A 16,351-nucleotide genomic window follows, 5' to 3' on the forward strand; every position below is an offset into this window, starting at 1 on the left:
CTGGAAACCGGCCGCGCCGTCGCCTTCATGATGGACGACGCGCTGCTCTATGGTGAAATGGCCAAGGCCAAGAAGCCGGCCGACTGGGTCGTGGTCGGCACCGCCCAATCGAAGGAAGCCTACGGCTGCATGCTGCGCAAGGACGACCCGGCGTTCAAGAAGGTGGTCGATGCAGCGCTGACCAAGGCGATGACCTCGGGCGATGCCGAAAAGATCTACGCCAAGTGGTTCATGGCGCCGATTCCGCCGAAGGGTCTGAATCTGGCGATGCCGCTGTCGGATGACATGAAGGCGCTGTTCAAGGCCCCGAACGACAAGGCCTTCGAATAAGCACCGGCACCCGGTCGCCGGCCCGCCGGGCTGGCGACTGCCTTCCCCAAGGAGATCAGTCATGTTGAACCGCCTTCTTTCCCGCTGTCTGCTGGTTGCAGCCGGCATTCTCGCCACCGTGCCGGCTTTCGCCGACAAGCCGAACGTTGTCATCCTCGCCACCGGTGGCACCATCGCCGGCGCCGGCGCCGATGTCGCCAAGAGCGCCACCTACCAGGCCGCCAAGGTGCCGGTCGACAAGCTGATCGCCGGTATTCCGACACTGGGCGATGTCGCCCAGGTGCGCGGTGAGCAGGTTTTCCAGATCGCTTCCGAAAGCTTCACCAACGAACATCTGGTTACCCTCGGCAAGCGCGTCGCGGCGCTGGCCAAACAGCGTGACGTCGATGGCATCGTCGTCACCCACGGTACCGATACGCTGGAAGAAACCGCCTATTTCCTCAACCTCGTCGTCCATACCGAAAAGCCGGTCGTCGTCGTCGGTTCGATGCGGCCGGGTACCGCGATGTCGGCCGACGGCATGCTCAACCTGTTCAATGCGGTCAATGTCGCAGCCAGCCAGGATGCGCGCGGCAAGGGCGTGCTGGTGACGATGAACGATGAGCTGAACAGCGGTCGTGATGTCTCCAAGATGGTCAATATCAAGACCGAAGCCTTCAAGAGCCCGTGGGGCCCGCTCGGCATGGTCGTCGAGGGCAAGAACTACTGGTTCCGCCTGCCGGCCAAGCGCCACACGATGAATTCCGAATTCGACATCGAGAAGATCGAAACCCTGGCGCCGGTCGAAATCGCCTATGGCTACGGCAACGTCGGCGACACCGCTTACCGCGCGCTGGCCGACAAGGGCGCCAAGGCCATCATCCATGCCGGTACCGGCAACGGTTCGGTCAGCAATCGCGTCGTGCCGGCCTTGCGCGAACTGCGCAACAAGGGTGTGCACATCATCCGTTCCTCGCACGTCAATGCCGGCGGCTTCGTGCTGCGCAATGCCGAACAGCCGGACGACCAGTACGACTGGCTCGTCGCTCATGACCTGAATCCGCAAAAAGCGCGCATTCTGGCGGCTGTGGCACTGACCAAAACAAACGACAGCAAGGAACTGCAGCGTATTTTCTGGGAATACTGAGCAAGGGCAGGGCGAAGGGGAATGGGAATGACTTGGCCAAACGAGTTAAAAGGAGGGGTTGAACTATGAATTACCAATGGAACTGGGGTGTCTTCCTGCAGCCAAGTGCAAGCGGCGACGACACCTACCTGGGCTGGATGTTTGCCGGCTTCAAGATGACCATCGGACTGTCCTTGAGCGCCTGGGTGATTGCCCTGTTGCTCGGGGCGCTGGTCGGTGTCCTGCGGACCGTACCGAACAAGGTGCTGGCCGGCTTCGCCACCGCCTATGTCGAAATGTTTCGCAACGTGCCGCTGCTCGTGCAGCTCTTCATCTGGTACTTCGTGCTGCCGGAACTGCTGCCGACCAGTATCGGTGACGCCTACAAGCAGACCAATCCGGTGATGCAGCAATTCCTCGCCTCGATGGTCTGCCTGGGGCTGTTTACCAGTGCGCGGGTCGCCGAGCAGGTGCGGGCCGGCATCAATTCGCTGCCCCGCGGCCAGAAGAATGCCGGCCTGGCGCTCGGCTTCACGCTGCCACAGACCTACCGCTTCGTGATGCTGCCGATGGCTTTCCGCCTGGTTGTGCCGCCGCTGACTTCCGAGTTCCTCAACATCTTCAAGAACTCCGCCGTCTGCTCCACCATCGGCCTCCTCGAACTGGCCGCCCAGGGCCGCCAGCTGGTCGATTACACGGCGCAGCCCTTCGAGTCCTTCATTGCCGTGACGCTGTCCTACATCATCATCAACGTCACCGTGATGACCCTTATGCACAAGTTCGAGCGGCGCATTTCGGTGCCCGGCTATATCGGAGGCAAATAACATGTACGAATTCGACTGGTCTTCGATTCCCGGCGCCTTGCCCTTCCTCTGGGACGGCATGAAGGTCACCCTGGTCATCACCTTCCAGGCGGTGCTGATCGGCATCGTCTGGGGCACCCTGCTGGCCATGATGCGACTGTCGCCGATCAAGGCGCTGTCCTGGTTCGCCGCCGGCTATGTCAACCTGTTCCGCGCCGTGCCGCTGGTCATGGTGCTGCTCTGGTTCTTCCTGATCGTGCCGGAGTTTGTCGGGCAACTGTTCAACATTCCACGCGGGACGGACATGCGTCTGTCTTCGGCCATGGCCGGTTTTGCGCTGTTCGAATCAGCCTACTACTCGGAAATCATCCGCGCCGGCATCCAGAGCGTGCCGAAGGGGCAGATTTCTGCGGCATCGGCACTGGGCATGAACTACGGCCAGGCCATGCGCCTCGTCGTGCTGCCGCAGGCCTTCCGCAACATGGTGCCGCTGCTGCTGACGCAAGGGATCATCCTGTTCCAGGATACCTCGCTGGTCTACGTCTCGGCGCTCGCCGACTTCTTCGGTGCCGCCTACAAGGTCGGCGACCGCGACGGTCGACTGGTTGAAATGCTGCTTTTTGCCGGCGTCGTCTATTTCGTCATCTGCTTCTCCGCCTCGCAACTGGTGAAGCGCCTCCAGAAAAAATATTCCACGGCCTGAGCGCCAGTCTCAAGGAGAAATTCCATGATCAAGATTGCAAACGTCAGCAAACATTACGGCAGCTTCCAGGTTCTCACCGATTGCAGTACCAGCGTCAGCAAAGGTGAAGTGATCGTCGTCTGCGGCCCGTCCGGTTCCGGCAAGTCGACGCTGATCAAGTGCGTCAATGGCCTGGAGCCTTTCCAGTCCGGCGAAATCACCGTCGATGGCACCTCGGTTGGCGATCCGAAGACCAACCTCTCCAAGCTGCGCGCCCGCGTCGGCATGGTCTTCCAGAACTTCGAACTGTTCCCGCACATGAGCATTACCGAAAACCTGGCCATCGCCCAGGTCAAGGTGCTCGGCCGCAAGCAGGACGAGGCCATCGACAAAGGCCTCAAGCTGCTCGATCGCGTCGGTCTCAAGGCCCAGGCCCACAAGTTCCCTGGCCAGCTATCCGGCGGCCAGCAGCAACGCGTCGCGATCGCCCGGGCGCTGGCCATGGACCCGATCTGCATGCTGTTCGACGAGCCAACTTCGGCGCTCGACCCGGAAATGGTCAATGAAGTACTCGACGTGATGACCGAGCTGGCCAAGGAAGGCATGACCATGATGTGCGTGACGCACGAAATGGGTTTCGCCAAGCGCGTCGCCAATCGCGTCATCTTCATGGACCAGGGCCGCATCGTCGAAGACGACAGCAAGGAAGAGTTCTTCGCCAACCCGCGTTCGGAACGGGCGCAGCAGTTCCTGGCCAAGATCCTGCACCACTGATAACGACTAGAGCAGACGAGGAGACACCATGAGCCACACCAAGAAAACCGATACCGCCAAGCATCCAGAACAGAGCGGTCTTTCCTTTCTCAACCCGGCAGCGCCCGAACCCTGGGCCAGCTTCATCGAGCAGATCGACCGCGTCGCCCCGCACATGGGCGCGCTGTCGAAATGGGTCGACACCCTGAAGCATCCGAAGCGGATCCTGGTCGTTGATGTGCCGATTCATCGCGACGACGGCACGGTTGCCCACTACGAGGGCTACCGCGTCCAGCACAACCTGTCGCGCGGACCGGGCAAGGGCGGCGTGCGCTTTCACCCGGCGGTGACGCTCAATGAAGTGATGGCGCTGTCGGGCTGGATGACGATCAAGAACGCTGCGGTCAATCTGCCCTACGGCGGCGCCAAGGGCGGCATCCGGCTCGATCCGCGGGCGCATTCGCGCGACGAGCTGGAGCGCATCACCCGCCGCTACACGTCGGAAATCGGCGTCATCATCGGGCCGGGCAAGGACATCCCGGCGCCCGATATCGGCACCAACGAGCAGACCATGGCCTGGATGATGGACACCTACTCGATGAATGTCGGCTCGACGGCGACCGGCGTCGTCACCGGCAAGCCGATTTCACTGGGCGGCTCGCTCGGCCGCCACGAAGCGACCGGCCGCGGCGTCTTCATCGCCGCCCGCGAAGCCGGCCGCCGTAGCCACGTGCCGATCAAGGGCGCCCGCGTCGTCGTCCAGGGCTTCGGCAACGTCGGCGGCATCGCCGCCCGCATGTTCCATGAAGCCGGCGCGACGGTCATTGCCCTGCAGGATCATTCGGCGACCATTGCCAACGAAGCCGGCATCGACATCCATGCCGCCCTCGCCTACGCCGCCAGTACCGGCGGGCTGAAGGGGTTCCCGGGGGCGAGTCCGCTGTCGGTGGACGACTTCTGGCTGCTGCCCTCCGACTTCCTGGTGCCTGCCGCGCTCGAAGGGCAGATCCTTCCCGAGCGGGCGGCCACGATCAAGACGCGCATCGTCGTCGAAGGTGCCAATGGCCCGACCACGCCGGCTGCCGACGACATCCTGCGCGACCGCGGCATCCTCGTCGTGCCGGATGTGCTGGCCAATGCCGGCGGTGTCACGGTGTCGTATTTCGAGTGGGTGCAGGACTTCTCCAGCTTCTTCTGGAGCGAGGAAGAGATAAACAGCCGCCTCGAACGCATCATGGTCGGCGCCTTTGATGCGATCTGGGAGATGGCCGACGAACGCAATGTCTCGTTGCGCACGGCGACCTTCATCATTGCCTGCCAGCGGGTGCTGGCGGCTCGGGAGCAACGCGGCCTGTATCCCTGATCGGAAGCCAGGATCGACCCGGCTTGCCCGTGCTCGATCCTGGCCGCAGCGCCTGCGGGCGCTGCCGATTGCCCCCGGCGCCAGCCTGAGCGGGGCAATGCCCGGTTTTGCCGAGGGCAAACCGGCCTCATGAACACTTGGAGTTTTTCCCTATGAAAGCGCTATTCCGTCTCGGCATCGGCCAGCAACTGGCGATGGCGTTTGCCGTCATTGTCGGCCTGTTCGTCATCGTCGCCGGCTGGACAACCTTCAGCCTGAACCGGGTCGAGGCAGCGGCCGAGCGCATCGCCAATGTCTCGCTCGCCAAGGACGGGCAGATCGCCGAACTGGCCTATGCCAATGCCGGCATGCGCGAAAGCGTCCGCAACAACATCATCTTCACCGATGGCGAAGTGATGAAGACCGAAGCCGAACGCTACGAGCGGGAAAAGACACGCTTCTTCGCCGCCCTAGGCGCCCTCGAAAAGCTGGCGGTCGACCATGCTGCGGACGGCGAAAGCGAGCTGCTGCAACGCATCCGAGAGCAGGCGACGGTGGCCTTCGTGGCCCAGGACAAGGCGATGGGCGAGGCCATGCAATTCCTCTCCGCCGTCGCCATGGGCATCCTGCAGCAGGAGGCCTTGCCGCGCATGCAGGCGCTCGAAGCGAGTATCGACCAGGCGCGCCATCTGATGCAGACGCAGAGCCGCGAACGGGCCGCCGACATCGTCGCCGAATCGGCCCGCACCAGCCGCCTGACGCTGCTGCTGGCGGTGGCCGCGGCGCTGGTCGCAGGCGTTCTCGGCTTCCTGTTGACCGGCGGTGTCCGCCGGCCGCTCGAAGCCGCCGCCCAACTGATGGAAAGCGTCGCTGCCGGCGACCTGACGCAGCGCATCGAGCCGAACGGCTGCGCCGAAATCCGCCGCCTGCAGGCGGCGGCGATGAAAACCACGCAGTCGCTGGCCGGCATTCTCGGCGCCATCCGCCAGGAAGCCGGGCAACTGAAAAACGCCGTCACCGCGCTTTCCGGCTCGGCCGATGAAATGCGCGGCGGTTCGGAAGAGCAGGCAGTGGCCAGCGCCGCGATGGCCGAAACCCTGCAGACCATGTCGACCTGCATCAGCCATATCGCGACCCTGGGCCAGGAGGCGCAAAGCCTGTCCGGCAAGGCCGGGCAACAGGCGGCCGGCGGCTGCCAGACGATCCAGACCATGGTCGATGAAATTCGCCAGATCGCCGGCCTGGTCACCGATTCGGCCGATACGGCGAGCACGCTGGGACGCGAGTCGGAACGTATTTCGGCGATTACCGCGGTGATCCACGACCTGGCCGACCAGACCAACCTGCTGGCGCTCAATGCCGCCATCGAAGCGGCGCGGGCCGGCGACAGCGGCCGCGGTTTCGCCGTGGTCGCCGACGAGGTCAGGAAGCTGGCCGAAAAGACCACCACCTCGGCCAGCCAGATCGCCGCCATGGTCAGCGCCATCCAGAGCGGGGCGCGCTCGATGGCCGAGCACATGCAGCGTTCGGTCAGCCGCGTCGACGAAGGGCTGCGCATGGCCTGCGCCGCCGGCGAGTCGATGAGCGCCATCGAAAACAGCAACCGCCATGTCGCCCGCGTCATTGACGAAGTGTCGTCCAGCCTGCGCCAGCAGTCGTCCGGCGGCGAGGATGTCGCCGCCCGCGTCGAGCGTATCGTCCAGATGATCCACGAAAACAACCGGGCCACCGCCAGCATGGCGACCACGGCACGCCAGCTGGACGGTCTGGCGACCAGTCTCGAATCGGGCATCGCCCGTTTCCGGACGGCTTGAGCGGGAGACGATGATGGATGAAAGTTTCAACCGGCTGCTGGTCAGCTTTTTTCTCGGCGGCCTGATCAGTCTGGCGACGATCACCAACCCGCTGTCGAAGATTCCGGTCTTCCTGACCCTGGCCGCCGATCTCGAGGCCGGCACCGCGTCGCAGGAAGCGCGGCGGGCGTGTTTTTACGGTTTTCTGCTGTTGACCGGCGGACTGTTCGCCGGCGTATTCATTCTCGAAGCCTTCGGCATTTCCTTCGGTGCACTGCGTATCGCCGGCGGCCTGACCGTGGCGCTGATCGGCTACCGCATGCTGTTCGGCACCACCGATACCGCGCTGGTCGGCGGCAGCGGCAGTTTCGCCTTCTTTCCGCTGGCCATGCCGGGCATCGCCGGGCCGGGGGCGCTGGCGACGGTAATCGGCATTTCCTCGGAAATCGCCGAACTGGCCGGCGGCATGCGTCGCCTGCTGGCCTATGTCGCGACCGTGGCGGCGATCGCCGCGACCTGCCTGATCATCTGGCTGGTGCTGCGTTCGGCGCGCTGGGTGTCGCGCCGGCTGGGCAGCGAGGGGATCAACGTCGTCGCCCGGCTGACCGGTTTCCTGCTCATTTGTATCGGTGTCCAGTTCGTCGGCTCGGGCATTCGCAGCTTCATGGCCGGTGCCTGAGCACCGGGATCGGCGATGCCTGCGGTCGACGGTCCAAGCGGGGCAATTTTCGGCCGTACAATAGGCCCTTCCTGTCGCCGTCCCGCTCATGCCTGAATCCCACACCAGCCCTCCGGTCAGCCTGCCCAAACCGCACCGCGCCCTCGGCGTGGCGATCCTGCTGGCCCTCTTTCTGCTGGCCGGCCTGCTGACTTTCAAGATTTCCGAAAAGCAGGGCTTCAACCAGTTGCGCGACGAGGCCAGTCACCAACTCGACATCCTCGCCGCCGCCATCGACAGCGAAGTGACGCGGCACGCCTCGATCCCCAGCGCCGTCGAGCTGAGTCCCGATGTCCGCGCCCTGCTGCGGGCGGCGCCGGAAGGGCAGGACGTGCTGCAGGTGGCGGCCAACCATTTCCTGCAAAAACTCAATGACCATCTCGGCGGGCCAGCCATCTTCGTGCTTGACACCCGGGGGCGGGTGGTCGCTTCCAGCGACTGGATCTTCTCCGACAACCTGCTCGGTGCCGACCTCTCCTACATGCCGTTTTTTCGCGGCGCCGTCAGCGGCACGCCGGAACGCCATTACGCGGTCGATGCGGTGCGCCACGAACCGGGCTACTTCTTTGCGCTGCCGATCCGCGACGAAACGCAGGACTGGAAGGTGATCGGCGTCGCCGTCGTCAAGTCCGGCATCCGCGAGCTGGAACGGCGCTGGCTGGGGCAGGAGGCGCCGGCCCTGATCGTCGATAACAACGGCATCGTGCTGCTCGCCTCGCCGCCCGAGTGGCGCTATGCCACCTTGCAACCGCAAACGCCGGAAACCCTGGCCCGGATCAGCCGCGAGCAGTTCGCCGGGCAGCGGGTCGGCGCCGAATCGCTGGATATTTCGGTGGACGAGGCGCAGGAAGGCGCCGTCGTCCGCCTCGCCCGGCAGTCGCCGGCGGGTACCGCGCTGAGCGCGCTGCAGGGCAAGAAAACCTACCTGGCGCTGAGCCGTCATCTGCCGGGCACCGCCTGGCGAATCATCGTCTTCTCCGACCTGCGTTCGGTCGCCGTCCAGGCTTCGACCCACGCCGCGCTGGCGACGGCGGCGGTCGGCTGCCTGCTGCTGTGGGCGCTCTACCTCGGCCAGCGGCGCCGGGTAGCGCGCGGCCGGCGCGAGGCGCAGGCGATGCTGGAAAAAGCCAATCAGGAACTCGAACGCAATGTCGCGGCACGCACCGTCGATCTGTCGAATGCCGTCGAGCGCCTGCAGCGCGAAGTGGTCGACCGGCAGCGGGCCGAACAGACGCTGCGCGCCGCCCAGGACGAACTGGTCCAGGCCGGCAAGCTGGCCGTGCTCGGCCAGATGGCGACCGGCATCACGCACGAGTTGAGCCAGCCGCTCGGCGCCATCCGGACGCTGTCGGCCAATGCGGTCGAGTTCATGCATCGTGGCGATCTGGCCACCGCCGAGAAGAATCTCGGCATCGTCGGCCAATTGTCGGAGCAGATGGGCGGCATCATCAAGCCGCTCAAGACTTTTGCTCGCAAGTCGCCGGCCGTGCCGGCGGCGGTCGATGTGGCGCAGGCGGTCGATGCGGCGCTCTTCCTGTTCGACCAACGCCTGCGCAAGCAGGGGGTTACGGTCGACCGGCAGATCGCGCCGAATTCCTGGATCGCCTGGTGCGACCAGAACCGCCTGCAGCAGGTGCTGGTCAATCTGATCGGCAATGCCATCGACGCCATGGCCGACGAGCCGGAACGGCGGCTCAGCTTTTCGGTCGACCGGGCCAGCTCCGGCCAACTGGCGCTGGCGGTCAGCGACAGCGGCGTCGGTTTCTCCGAAAAGGCGCTGGAACACCTGTTCGAGCCCTTTTTTACGACCAAGCAGCCGGGCGAAGGCCTCGGCCTCGGGCTGGCCATTTCGCGCGATATCCTGCGCGATTTCGGCGGCGATCTGCTGGCCGGCCCGGCGCCGGGCGGCGGGGCGCGCTTCGTCGTGCTGCTGCCGCCGGTCAGCGTCGCCCCTACTTTCTCCCCTGAGCCGAGTTCGCCATGAAGCCCACCCTGTCCGTGCTGTTGATCGAAGATGATCCGAATGTCCGCCTCGGTTGCGAACAGGCGATGCAGCTGGCCGGCATCCCGGTCGAGGCGGTGAGCACCGCCGAAGAGGCGCAACGGCTGCTCAAGGCCGACTACCCGGGCGTCGTCGTCACCGACATGCGGCTGCCCGGCCTGAACGGCATGGGGCTGCTGCGCTGGGTCAACCAGCTCGACCCCAACCTGCCGGTGATCATCATCACCGGCCACGGCGACGTGACCCTGGCCGTCGAGGCGATGCGCTGCGGCGCCTACGACTTCATGCAGAAGCCGTTCTCGACCGGCGACCTGGTCGAAGTCGTCCGCCGGGCGCTGGACAAGCGCGAACTGGTCCTCGAAGTCGAAGCCCTGCGCCGCCGGCTCGACCATCGCGACGATCTGGAGGCCCGGCTGATCGGCCGCTCGCCGCAGATGGCGCGGGTCCGCCAGTTGATCCTCGATGTCGCGAGTGCTGCGGTGGACGTGCTGATTTTCGGCGAAACCGGCACCGGCAAGGAAATGGTCGCCCGCTGCCTGCACGACCTGTCGGGGGCGCGCCAGGAAAACTACGTCGCGCTGAACTGCGGCGGCATGGCCGACAACCTGCTCGACAGCGAACTGTTCGGCCACGAGCCGGGCGCCTTTACCGGGGCGCAGAAACGGCGCATCGGCAAGATCGAATACGCCAGCGGCGGCACGCTCTTCCTCGACGAGGTCGAGTCGATGCCGATGAACATGCAGATCAAGCTGCTGCGCGTGCTGCAGGAACGCGTCATCGAACGGCTCGGCTCCAACCAGTTGGTGCCGGTGTCGTGCCGGGTCGTCGCGGCGAGCAAGGAAGACCTCAAACTGCTCTCCGACCAGGGAAAATTCCGGGCCGACCTCTATTACCGCCTGAATGTCGTGCGCATCGAACTGCCGCCACTGCGCGAGCGGCGCGAGGACATCCCGGCCCTCTACGACGAATTCCTGCTGCAGGCTGCCAAGCGCTACAACCGGCCGCCGCCGGCGCTAACCTCGGATTACCTGCGCCGGCTGATGGCGCAGGACTGGCCGGGCAATATCCGCGAACTCAGGAATGCCGCCGATTGCCACGCCCTCGGCATCGGCCGCGATGCGGCGACGCCCGGCGTCGGCAACACGCCGCAGTCGCTGACCGAGGCGGTCGACAACTACGAGCGGGTGCTGATCGCCAACGAACTGGCCAAGCACGACGGTAACATCGCGCGGACCAGCGAGGCGCTGAAAGTCGCCCGCACCACCTTGCACGACAAGCTGAAGAAATACGGTCTGATCTGAGGGCCGCCGACCGCTCTAGGTTAGCGCTGAGTTATTCAAATATGTCATTCCCGCGAAGGCGGGAATCCAGAAAAATCAATGAACTGGATCCCCGCCTGCGCGGGGATGACGAATATTCCAGCGTCTCCCTGGCGCGGGCTGAACGCTCAGGAAACGCTGTCGTCGCCCAGCCCGTACTTGCGAATCTTGTCGTGCAGCGTGGTCTTGGCGACGACCAGCGCTTCGGCGGTGCGGCCCAGGCTGCCGTGGCGGCGCAGCGCATCGGCGATCAGGGCGCGCTCGAAAGCTTCGACAGTCTCGGCCAGCGGCGTCGGGCCGTCTGCCGCCGGCTGGCCGAAGGGCGGTGAGCCGCTTTCTATGCCGAGCACGCAGCGGTCGGCGACGTTCCGCAGTTCGCGCACGTTGCCCGGCCAGGCGTAGCCGACCAGTTGGCGGACGCGGCCGGCCGTCGTTTCCGGCACCGGTCGCTGGTGGCGGGCGGCGGCCTGAAGCAGGAAGTGCTCGAAAAGCAGCGGGATGTCCTCGCGCCGCTCGCGTAGCGGCGGCAGGGCCAGTGTCGCGACGCTCAGCCGGTAATAAAGATCGTTGCGGAAGCCGCCGCGGCCGGCCAGTTCGAGCAGGTCGGTCTTGGTCGCGGCAATGACGCGGCAGTCGATGTTGAGCAGCGTGTTGGAGCCGAGCCGTTCCAGCGTGCGCTCTTGCAGCACGCGCAGCAGTTTGATCTGCATGCTCATCGGCATGCTCTCGATTTCGTCGAGAAACAGCGTGCCGCCGCTGGCATGCTCGATCTTGCCGATCCGCCGCTTGGCGGCGCCGGTGAAAGCGCCCGCTTCATGGCCGAACAGTTCGCTGTCGAGCAGGCTCTCGGCCATGCCGCCGCAGTTGATGGCGACGAAATTGGCATCGCGGCGTGCACTGGCTTCGTGCAGGCAGCGGGCGACCAGTTCCTTGCCGGTGCCGGTTTCGCCGTGAATGAGCACGTCGGCGGCGCTGCCGGCGAGGCCGACCAGCATCTGGCGCAGCTTCTGCATGCCCGGGGCGCGGCCGATCAGCTTGCCTTCGAGCTGGTCGCGCTGTTCGAGCTGGCGGCGCAGATCGCGCACCTCCAGCACCAGCCGGCGCTTTTCCAGCGCCCGACGGACCACTTCGACCAGGTATTCCGGCGGAAAGGGCTTCTGGATGAAGTCGTAGGCGCCGTCCTTCATCGCCTGCACCGCCATCGTCACGTCGCCGTGGCCGGTGATCAGCACCACCGGCAGTTCCGGGTCGACGGCCAGCGTCTCGCGCAGGAAGGCCATGCCGTCCATTTTCGGCAACCGGATGTCGCTGACGATGATGCCGCGGTAGTCGTGGCCGAGCCGGCGGCGGGCCTGCTCGGCGCTGCCGACGCATTCGGTGGCGATGCCTTCGAGCTGCAGGGCCTGCTCGCAACCGAGGGCGACGTCCGGGTCGTCCTCGATGATCAGTACTTTCAGTGCTTCAGTCATGGCGTTCGGTCTCGTCGAGCAAAGGGAGTTCCAGCGTGAAAACGGCGCCGCCGTCCGGATGGTTGGCGCCGCTCAGCGTGCCGCCGAAATCGCGGACGATGCCGGCCGAGATGGTCAGCCCGAGACCGAGGCCGACGCCGGCCGCCTTGGTCGTGAAGAAGGGTTCGAAAAGATGGCTCAAGGCCGCCTCGTCCAGCCCCGGGCCGTGGTCGCGCACGCTCAATCGGGCCTGGCCGTCGAGGCCGGCGCAGTCGAGTTCGATGCGCGGCGCCGGCTGGCCGTCCATCGCATCGAGTGCGTTGCCGATCAGGTTGATCAGCACCTGTTCCAGCCGGTTGGCGTCGCAGCGGGCGCGCGGTTCCGGCAGCGGGCAGTGGCGGACGACTTCGGCGCCGGCCTGGCTCAGTCGCGGCTCGAGCAGGGCGAGGGCGGCGTCGAGGGCATGGCAGAGGGCGACCGGCTGCAACTGGCCGCTCGACTTGCGGGCGAAGGCGCGCAACTGGCCGGTGATCAGACCCATGCGGTCGACCAGCTGGGCGATGCGTTCGAGATTGGCCCGGGTGGTGGCGACATCGCCCCGTTCGAGAAAGCGAACGCCGTTGCCGGACAGCGTGCGCAGCGCGGCCAGCGGCTGGTTCAGTTCGTGGGCGATGCCGGTCGACAGTTGGCCGATTACCGCCAGCTTGCCGGCCTGGACCAGTTCGTCCTGGGCAGCGCGCAGCGTCCGTTCGGCGCGGATGCGCTCGGCGATTTCGTCCTGCAGCAGGTGGTTGGCGGCCGAGAGGTCGGCGGTCCGCTCATCGACCTTGCGCTCCAGTTGGTCGTGCGCCTTCTGCAGCGCCTCGCGGGCGGCCAGCCGGTCCTTCAGGTGGCGGCGCCGCTCGTCGAGGGTCAGGCCGAGCATGAACAGGAAGGCGGCGCCGACCACGGCGACCATCGCCCGGCTCTGGGCGATTTCATCGACCTGTTCGAGGTGGGAGAGGACGGTCAGCGTCCACGGGGTGCCGGGCAGTGGCCGGGATTGGGCCAGGAAACGGCCGGCCACCGGGTAGACCGAGACCATTTCCGGTCCCTTCTTGGCGATGCTGACCAGCCGGGCGCCATGGTCGAGTTCGGCGATTTCCTTCAGTTCGAGCGGCGTCAGGGCGCGCCGGTTGTATTGCTGGGTCTGGTCGAAGGCGCGCCGCGTCGTTTCGTCGAGCGGGCGCAGCGTGGTGAATTTCCAGTCGGCGACCGAGCCGAGGATGACGACGCCGTTCTCGTCGCTGACCATGGCCGGCGCCTCGACCGTGCTCCACGACTTTTCCAGCTGCTCCAGGCTGACCTTGATGACGGCGACGCCGAGCGTCCGGCTGTCGTCGGCCAGCGTCGAGGCGAGGTAGTAGCCGGGTTCGCCGCGGGTCGTGCCGATGCCGAAGAAACGGCCGTTGCCGCTGGCCATCGCCTCGCGGAAATAGGGACGGAAGGAGAGGTCCTCGCCGATGAAACTGTCGGCCCGGCGCCAGTTGCTGGAAGCGACGACATGGCCGGCGGTGTCGATGACGTAGATCGACAGGGTGCCGGCGCGGTCGTTGAGCTGTTCGAGGTAGGCGTTGACCGAGGGCGCCAGCTTGTCGTCTCCCGGCCGCCGGAGCAGGTCGAGGACGTCGCGTTCGAGGCCGAGCGTGCCGGGCAGGAAGGCATATTTGCCGATTTCCCGCTCCAGGCTCGCGGTGTACAGGTCGAGGCGGTGCAGACCGGTCGCCTGCAGGTCGGCCAAGCCGAGTTGCTGGGCGACGCGGTGGGCGCCGAAGCCGCTCAGGCCCATCAGGACGACGAGGAGCAGGAGCATCGGCAGGTGGCGCAGGAAACGGCTGGGCATGGTCGGCCTATGTTAGAGGATTTCGACCAGTTGTTTGACGATCAGGATGGTGACGACGCCCAGGAAGGCCTGGCGGATGAAGCCGGCGCCGTGTTTCAGCGCAAGATGGGTGCCGAGGTAGGCTCCGGCCAGATTACAGGCCGCCATGGTCAGGCCGATGGCCCACAGGATCGGGCCGTGGCTGGCGAAAAAGGCGATGGCCGACAGGTTGGTGGCGAAATTGATCACCTTGGCGCTGGCCGAGGCGCGGACGAAGTCCATGCCGAAGACGCGGACGAAGCCGAAGATCAGGAAACTGCCGGTGCCTGGGCCGAAGAAGCCGTCGTAGAAGCCGATCACCAGGCCGAACAGGGCGCCGCGCCAGAGATCGCCGGGGCGCGGTTCGTGCGTTTCTTCCTGGCCGAGGTTCTTGCGCAGGAAGGTGTAGATGGCGACGGCCAGCATCATGACGACGACCAGCGGTCGCATCGCTTCGCGCGGTATCCAGGCGACCACGGCGGCACCCAGCCAGGCGCCAACCAGCGCGGCGGCAGTGGCGGGCAGCACCAGGCGCCAGGGAATCCGCACGGCGCGGGCATAGCGCCACAGCGAGGCGCCGGTGCCGGCGATGCTCGACAGCTTGTTGGTGCCGAACAGCGTCGGGATGGCGGTTTGCGGGAAGGTGGAGAGCAGGGCCGGGATCTGGATCAGGCCGCCGCCGCCGACCGCTGCGTCTACCATGCCGGCAAAAAAGGCGGCGGGAGCGAGGATGAGCCAGTCGATAGTCATATTCTGAGAAAAAAAGGACCCGGTACCATTGGTACCGGGTCGTTAAAGATTCGGCAAGAGGGCTATGCCGAATACCAGAGGAAACTTGCGTCAGGCAGCGACCGGCACGATCCCGTCGTCGGGTACCGGCAGTGCTTCGTCGGCATCGGCCAGGGCATCGTCCACCGGGTCGATGGCGTTTTCCCACTTGGCGACGACGCTGGTGGCGATGGCATTACCCAGTACGTTGGTGACGGTGCGCCCCATGTCGAGGAAGTGGTCGATGCCGAGCACCAGCAGCAGGCCGGCTTCCGGCAGGTTGAACATGGGCAGCACGGCGGCGACGACGACCAGCGAGGCGCGCGGCACGCCGGCAATGCCCTTGCTGGAGACCATCAGCACCAACAGCATGGTGATCTGCGTTCCCAGGCTGAGTTCGATGCCGTAGGCCTGGGCGACGAACAGGGCGGCGAAGGTGGTGTAGATCATCGAGCCGTCGAGGTTGAAGGAGTAGCCGAGCGGCAGCACGAAACTGGCGACGCGGTTCTTGATGCCGAACTTCTCCAGCTGTTCCATCAGTTTCGGATAGACCGACTCGCTGCTCGCCGTCGAGAAGCCGACCAGCATCGGGCCACGGACCAGCTTCAAGAGGCGGAAGACGTCCTTGCCGAGTACGAAGTAGCCGGCGGCGATCAGCACGACCCACAGCGCGGCGAGCGCGGCATAGAAGCTGAGCAGCAGCTTGCCGAAGACGAACAGCATGCCCAGGCCGTTGGTCGTGATGGCGCCGGCGACGGCGCCGAAGACGCCGACCGGGGCGAAGCGCATGACGTAGTCGGTGACCTTGAGCATGACATGGACGACTTCCTCCATCGTGCAGACCAGGCTGCGTGCCGTCTGGTTGTGCAGGTGGCCGAGGGCCAGGCCGAAGAAGACGGCGAAGACCAGGATCTGCAGGATCTCATTGGTCGCCATCGCCTCGAAGATGTTCTTCGGGAAGACGTGGGTGATGAAGTCCTTGAGATTCAGTGCGCTGGTCTTCAGGTTAACCGCGCTGCCGACCTCCGGCAGCGGCACGTTGAGGCCGGTGCCCGGCTGCAGCAGGTTGGCGAAGACCAGGCCGAGCAGCAGCGAGCAGAACGAGGCGCCGACGAACCAGCCGAGGGCCTTGGCGCCGATCCGGCCAACCGTCTTCGAGTCGCCCATGCCGGCCAGACCGGCGACCAGCGTCGCGAAGACCAGGGGCGCGATGATCATCTTGATCAGGCGCAGGAAGATGTCGGTCAGGATGCCGAAGTAGCCGGCGATTTCCTTGGCTGCGGCGGGGCTGCCGGCCAGCGTGTTGCACGCATAGCCGACAATGACGCCGAGCACCATGGCGATCCCGATCATCGTCGTCAGACGGTTCATTTTCATGATTTTTTCCT

Annotated in this window: 14 protein-coding genes; 10 read left to right on the top strand and 4 right to left on the bottom strand. The window is 65.5% G+C overall.

Features of this window, described 5'->3' with window-relative positions:
- The 10 genes from GH663_RS15060 to GH663_RS15105 all read left to right on the top strand — a co-directional run.
- Positions 1 to 330: transporter substrate-binding domain-containing protein (locus GH663_RS15060; RefSeq protein ID WP_153132534.1), on the top strand; the 330-nt coding region annotated here is incomplete at its 5' end.
- Positions 331 to 391: 61 nt separating this feature from the next.
- Positions 392 to 1,456 (top strand): asparaginase, encoded by a 1,065-nt coding sequence (locus GH663_RS15065; RefSeq protein WP_153132535.1) that lies wholly within the window; start codon positions 392 to 394, stop codon positions 1,454 to 1,456.
- Positions 1,457 to 1,521: 65 nt separating this feature from the next.
- Positions 1,522 to 2,259, top strand: a complete 738-nt coding sequence (locus GH663_RS15070) for an amino acid ABC transporter permease (protein ID WP_153132536.1) — start codon at positions 1,522 to 1,524, stop codon at positions 2,257 to 2,259.
- A gap of 1 nt (position 2,260) precedes the next feature.
- On the top strand, positions 2,261 to 2,941 hold the full coding sequence (gltK, locus tag GH663_RS15075) for a glutamate/aspartate ABC transporter permease GltK (RefSeq protein ID WP_153132537.1): 681 nt from the start codon (positions 2,261 to 2,263) through the stop codon (positions 2,939 to 2,941).
- Between the two features lie 24 nt (positions 2,942 to 2,965).
- Complete coding sequence (locus GH663_RS15080) at positions 2,966 to 3,694, top strand: amino acid ABC transporter ATP-binding protein (RefSeq protein WP_153132538.1); 729 nt, start codon at positions 2,966 to 2,968, stop codon at positions 3,692 to 3,694.
- A 28-nt stretch (positions 3,695 to 3,722) separates the two neighbouring features.
- Positions 3,723 to 5,036, top strand: coding sequence for a Glu/Leu/Phe/Val family dehydrogenase (locus GH663_RS15085; RefSeq protein WP_153132539.1), 1,314 nt, complete (start codon positions 3,723 to 3,725; stop codon positions 5,034 to 5,036).
- A 152-nt stretch (positions 5,037 to 5,188) separates the two neighbouring features.
- A complete protein-coding gene (locus tag GH663_RS15090; RefSeq protein ID WP_153132540.1) occupies positions 5,189 to 6,829 on the top strand; it encodes a methyl-accepting chemotaxis protein in 1,641 nt (546 codons plus the stop codon).
- Between the two features lie 13 nt (positions 6,830 to 6,842).
- Entirely contained in the window at positions 6,843 to 7,487 is a 645-nt protein-coding gene (locus tag GH663_RS15095) for a MarC family NAAT transporter (RefSeq protein ID WP_153132541.1), read from the top strand.
- A gap of 88 nt (positions 7,488 to 7,575) precedes the next feature.
- Entirely contained in the window at positions 7,576 to 9,510 is a 1,935-nt protein-coding gene (locus GH663_RS15100) for a sensor histidine kinase (protein WP_153132542.1), read from the top strand.
- Entirely contained in the window at positions 9,507 to 10,829 is a 1,323-nt protein-coding gene (locus tag GH663_RS15105) for a sigma-54-dependent transcriptional regulator (protein WP_153132543.1), read from the top strand. Before GH663_RS15100 ends, GH663_RS15105 begins: the two co-directional genes overlap by 4 nt.
- Before the next feature lie 146 nt (positions 10,830 to 10,975).
- Here GH663_RS15105 and GH663_RS15110 read toward each other — a convergent pair whose 3' ends face one another.
- The 4 genes from GH663_RS15110 to GH663_RS15125 form a co-directional block, all read right to left on the bottom strand.
- Positions 10,976 to 12,316: a sigma-54-dependent transcriptional regulator gene (locus GH663_RS15110; RefSeq protein ID WP_153132544.1), complete on the bottom strand. Its 1,341-nt coding sequence runs from the start codon at positions 12,314 to 12,316 to the stop codon at positions 10,976 to 10,978.
- A complete protein-coding gene (locus GH663_RS15115) occupies positions 12,309 to 14,177 on the bottom strand; it encodes a sensor histidine kinase (RefSeq protein WP_153132545.1) in 1,869 nt (622 codons plus the stop codon). The genes GH663_RS15110 and GH663_RS15115 overlap by 8 nt, the downstream gene beginning before the upstream one ends.
- Before the next feature lie 12 nt (positions 14,178 to 14,189).
- A complete protein-coding gene (locus GH663_RS15120) occupies positions 14,190 to 14,945 on the bottom strand; it encodes a sulfite exporter TauE/SafE family protein (protein ID WP_153132546.1) in 756 nt (251 codons plus the stop codon).
- 90 nt (positions 14,946 to 15,035) lie between these two features.
- Entirely contained in the window at positions 15,036 to 16,340 is a 1,305-nt protein-coding gene (locus GH663_RS15125) for a dicarboxylate/amino acid:cation symporter (protein ID WP_153132547.1), read from the bottom strand.
- Positions 16,341 to 16,351 lie beyond the last annotated feature (11 nt).

This window comes from Dechloromonas hortensis, from assembly GCF_009469765.1.
GTDB classification, from domain to species: Bacteria; Pseudomonadota; Gammaproteobacteria; order Burkholderiales; family Rhodocyclaceae; genus Azonexus; species Azonexus hortensis.

Excerpts from the sequence above, each read along its gene's own strand:
- GH663_RS15065 (WP_153132535.1), top strand. The coding sequence starts at position 392 with ATGTTGAACCGCCTTCTTTCCCGCTGTCTGCTGGTTGCAGCCGGCATT.
- GH663_RS15070 (WP_153132536.1), top strand. The coding sequence starts at position 1,522 with ATGAATTACCAATGGAACTGGGGTGTCTTCCTGCAGCCAAGTGCAAGC.
- gltK (WP_153132537.1), top strand. The coding sequence starts at position 2,261 with ATGTACGAATTCGACTGGTCTTCGATTCCCGGCGCCTTGCCCTTCCTC.
- GH663_RS15080 (WP_153132538.1), top strand. The coding sequence starts at position 2,966 with ATGATCAAGATTGCAAACGTCAGCAAACATTACGGCAGCTTCCAGGTT.
- GH663_RS15085 (WP_153132539.1), top strand. The coding sequence starts at position 3,723 with ATGAGCCACACCAAGAAAACCGATACCGCCAAGCATCCAGAACAGAGC.
- GH663_RS15090 (WP_153132540.1), top strand. The coding sequence starts at position 5,189 with ATGAAAGCGCTATTCCGTCTCGGCATCGGCCAGCAACTGGCGATGGCG.
- GH663_RS15095 (WP_153132541.1), top strand. The coding sequence starts at position 6,843 with ATGGATGAAAGTTTCAACCGGCTGCTGGTCAGCTTTTTTCTCGGCGGC.
- GH663_RS15100 (WP_153132542.1), top strand. The coding sequence starts at position 7,576 with ATGCCTGAATCCCACACCAGCCCTCCGGTCAGCCTGCCCAAACCGCAC.
- GH663_RS15105 (WP_153132543.1), top strand. The coding sequence starts at position 9,507 with ATGAAGCCCACCCTGTCCGTGCTGTTGATCGAAGATGATCCGAATGTC.
- GH663_RS15110 (WP_153132544.1), bottom strand. The coding sequence starts at position 12,316 with ATGACTGAAGCACTGAAAGTACTGATCATCGAGGACGACCCGGACGTC.
- GH663_RS15115 (WP_153132545.1), bottom strand. The coding sequence starts at position 14,177 with ATGCCCAGCCGTTTCCTGCGCCACCTGCCGATGCTCCTGCTCCTCGTC.
- GH663_RS15120 (WP_153132546.1), bottom strand. The coding sequence starts at position 14,945 with ATGACTATCGACTGGCTCATCCTCGCTCCCGCCGCCTTTTTTGCCGGC.
- GH663_RS15125 (WP_153132547.1), bottom strand. The coding sequence starts at position 16,340 with ATGAAAATGAACCGTCTGACGACGATGATCGGGATCGCCATGGTGCTC.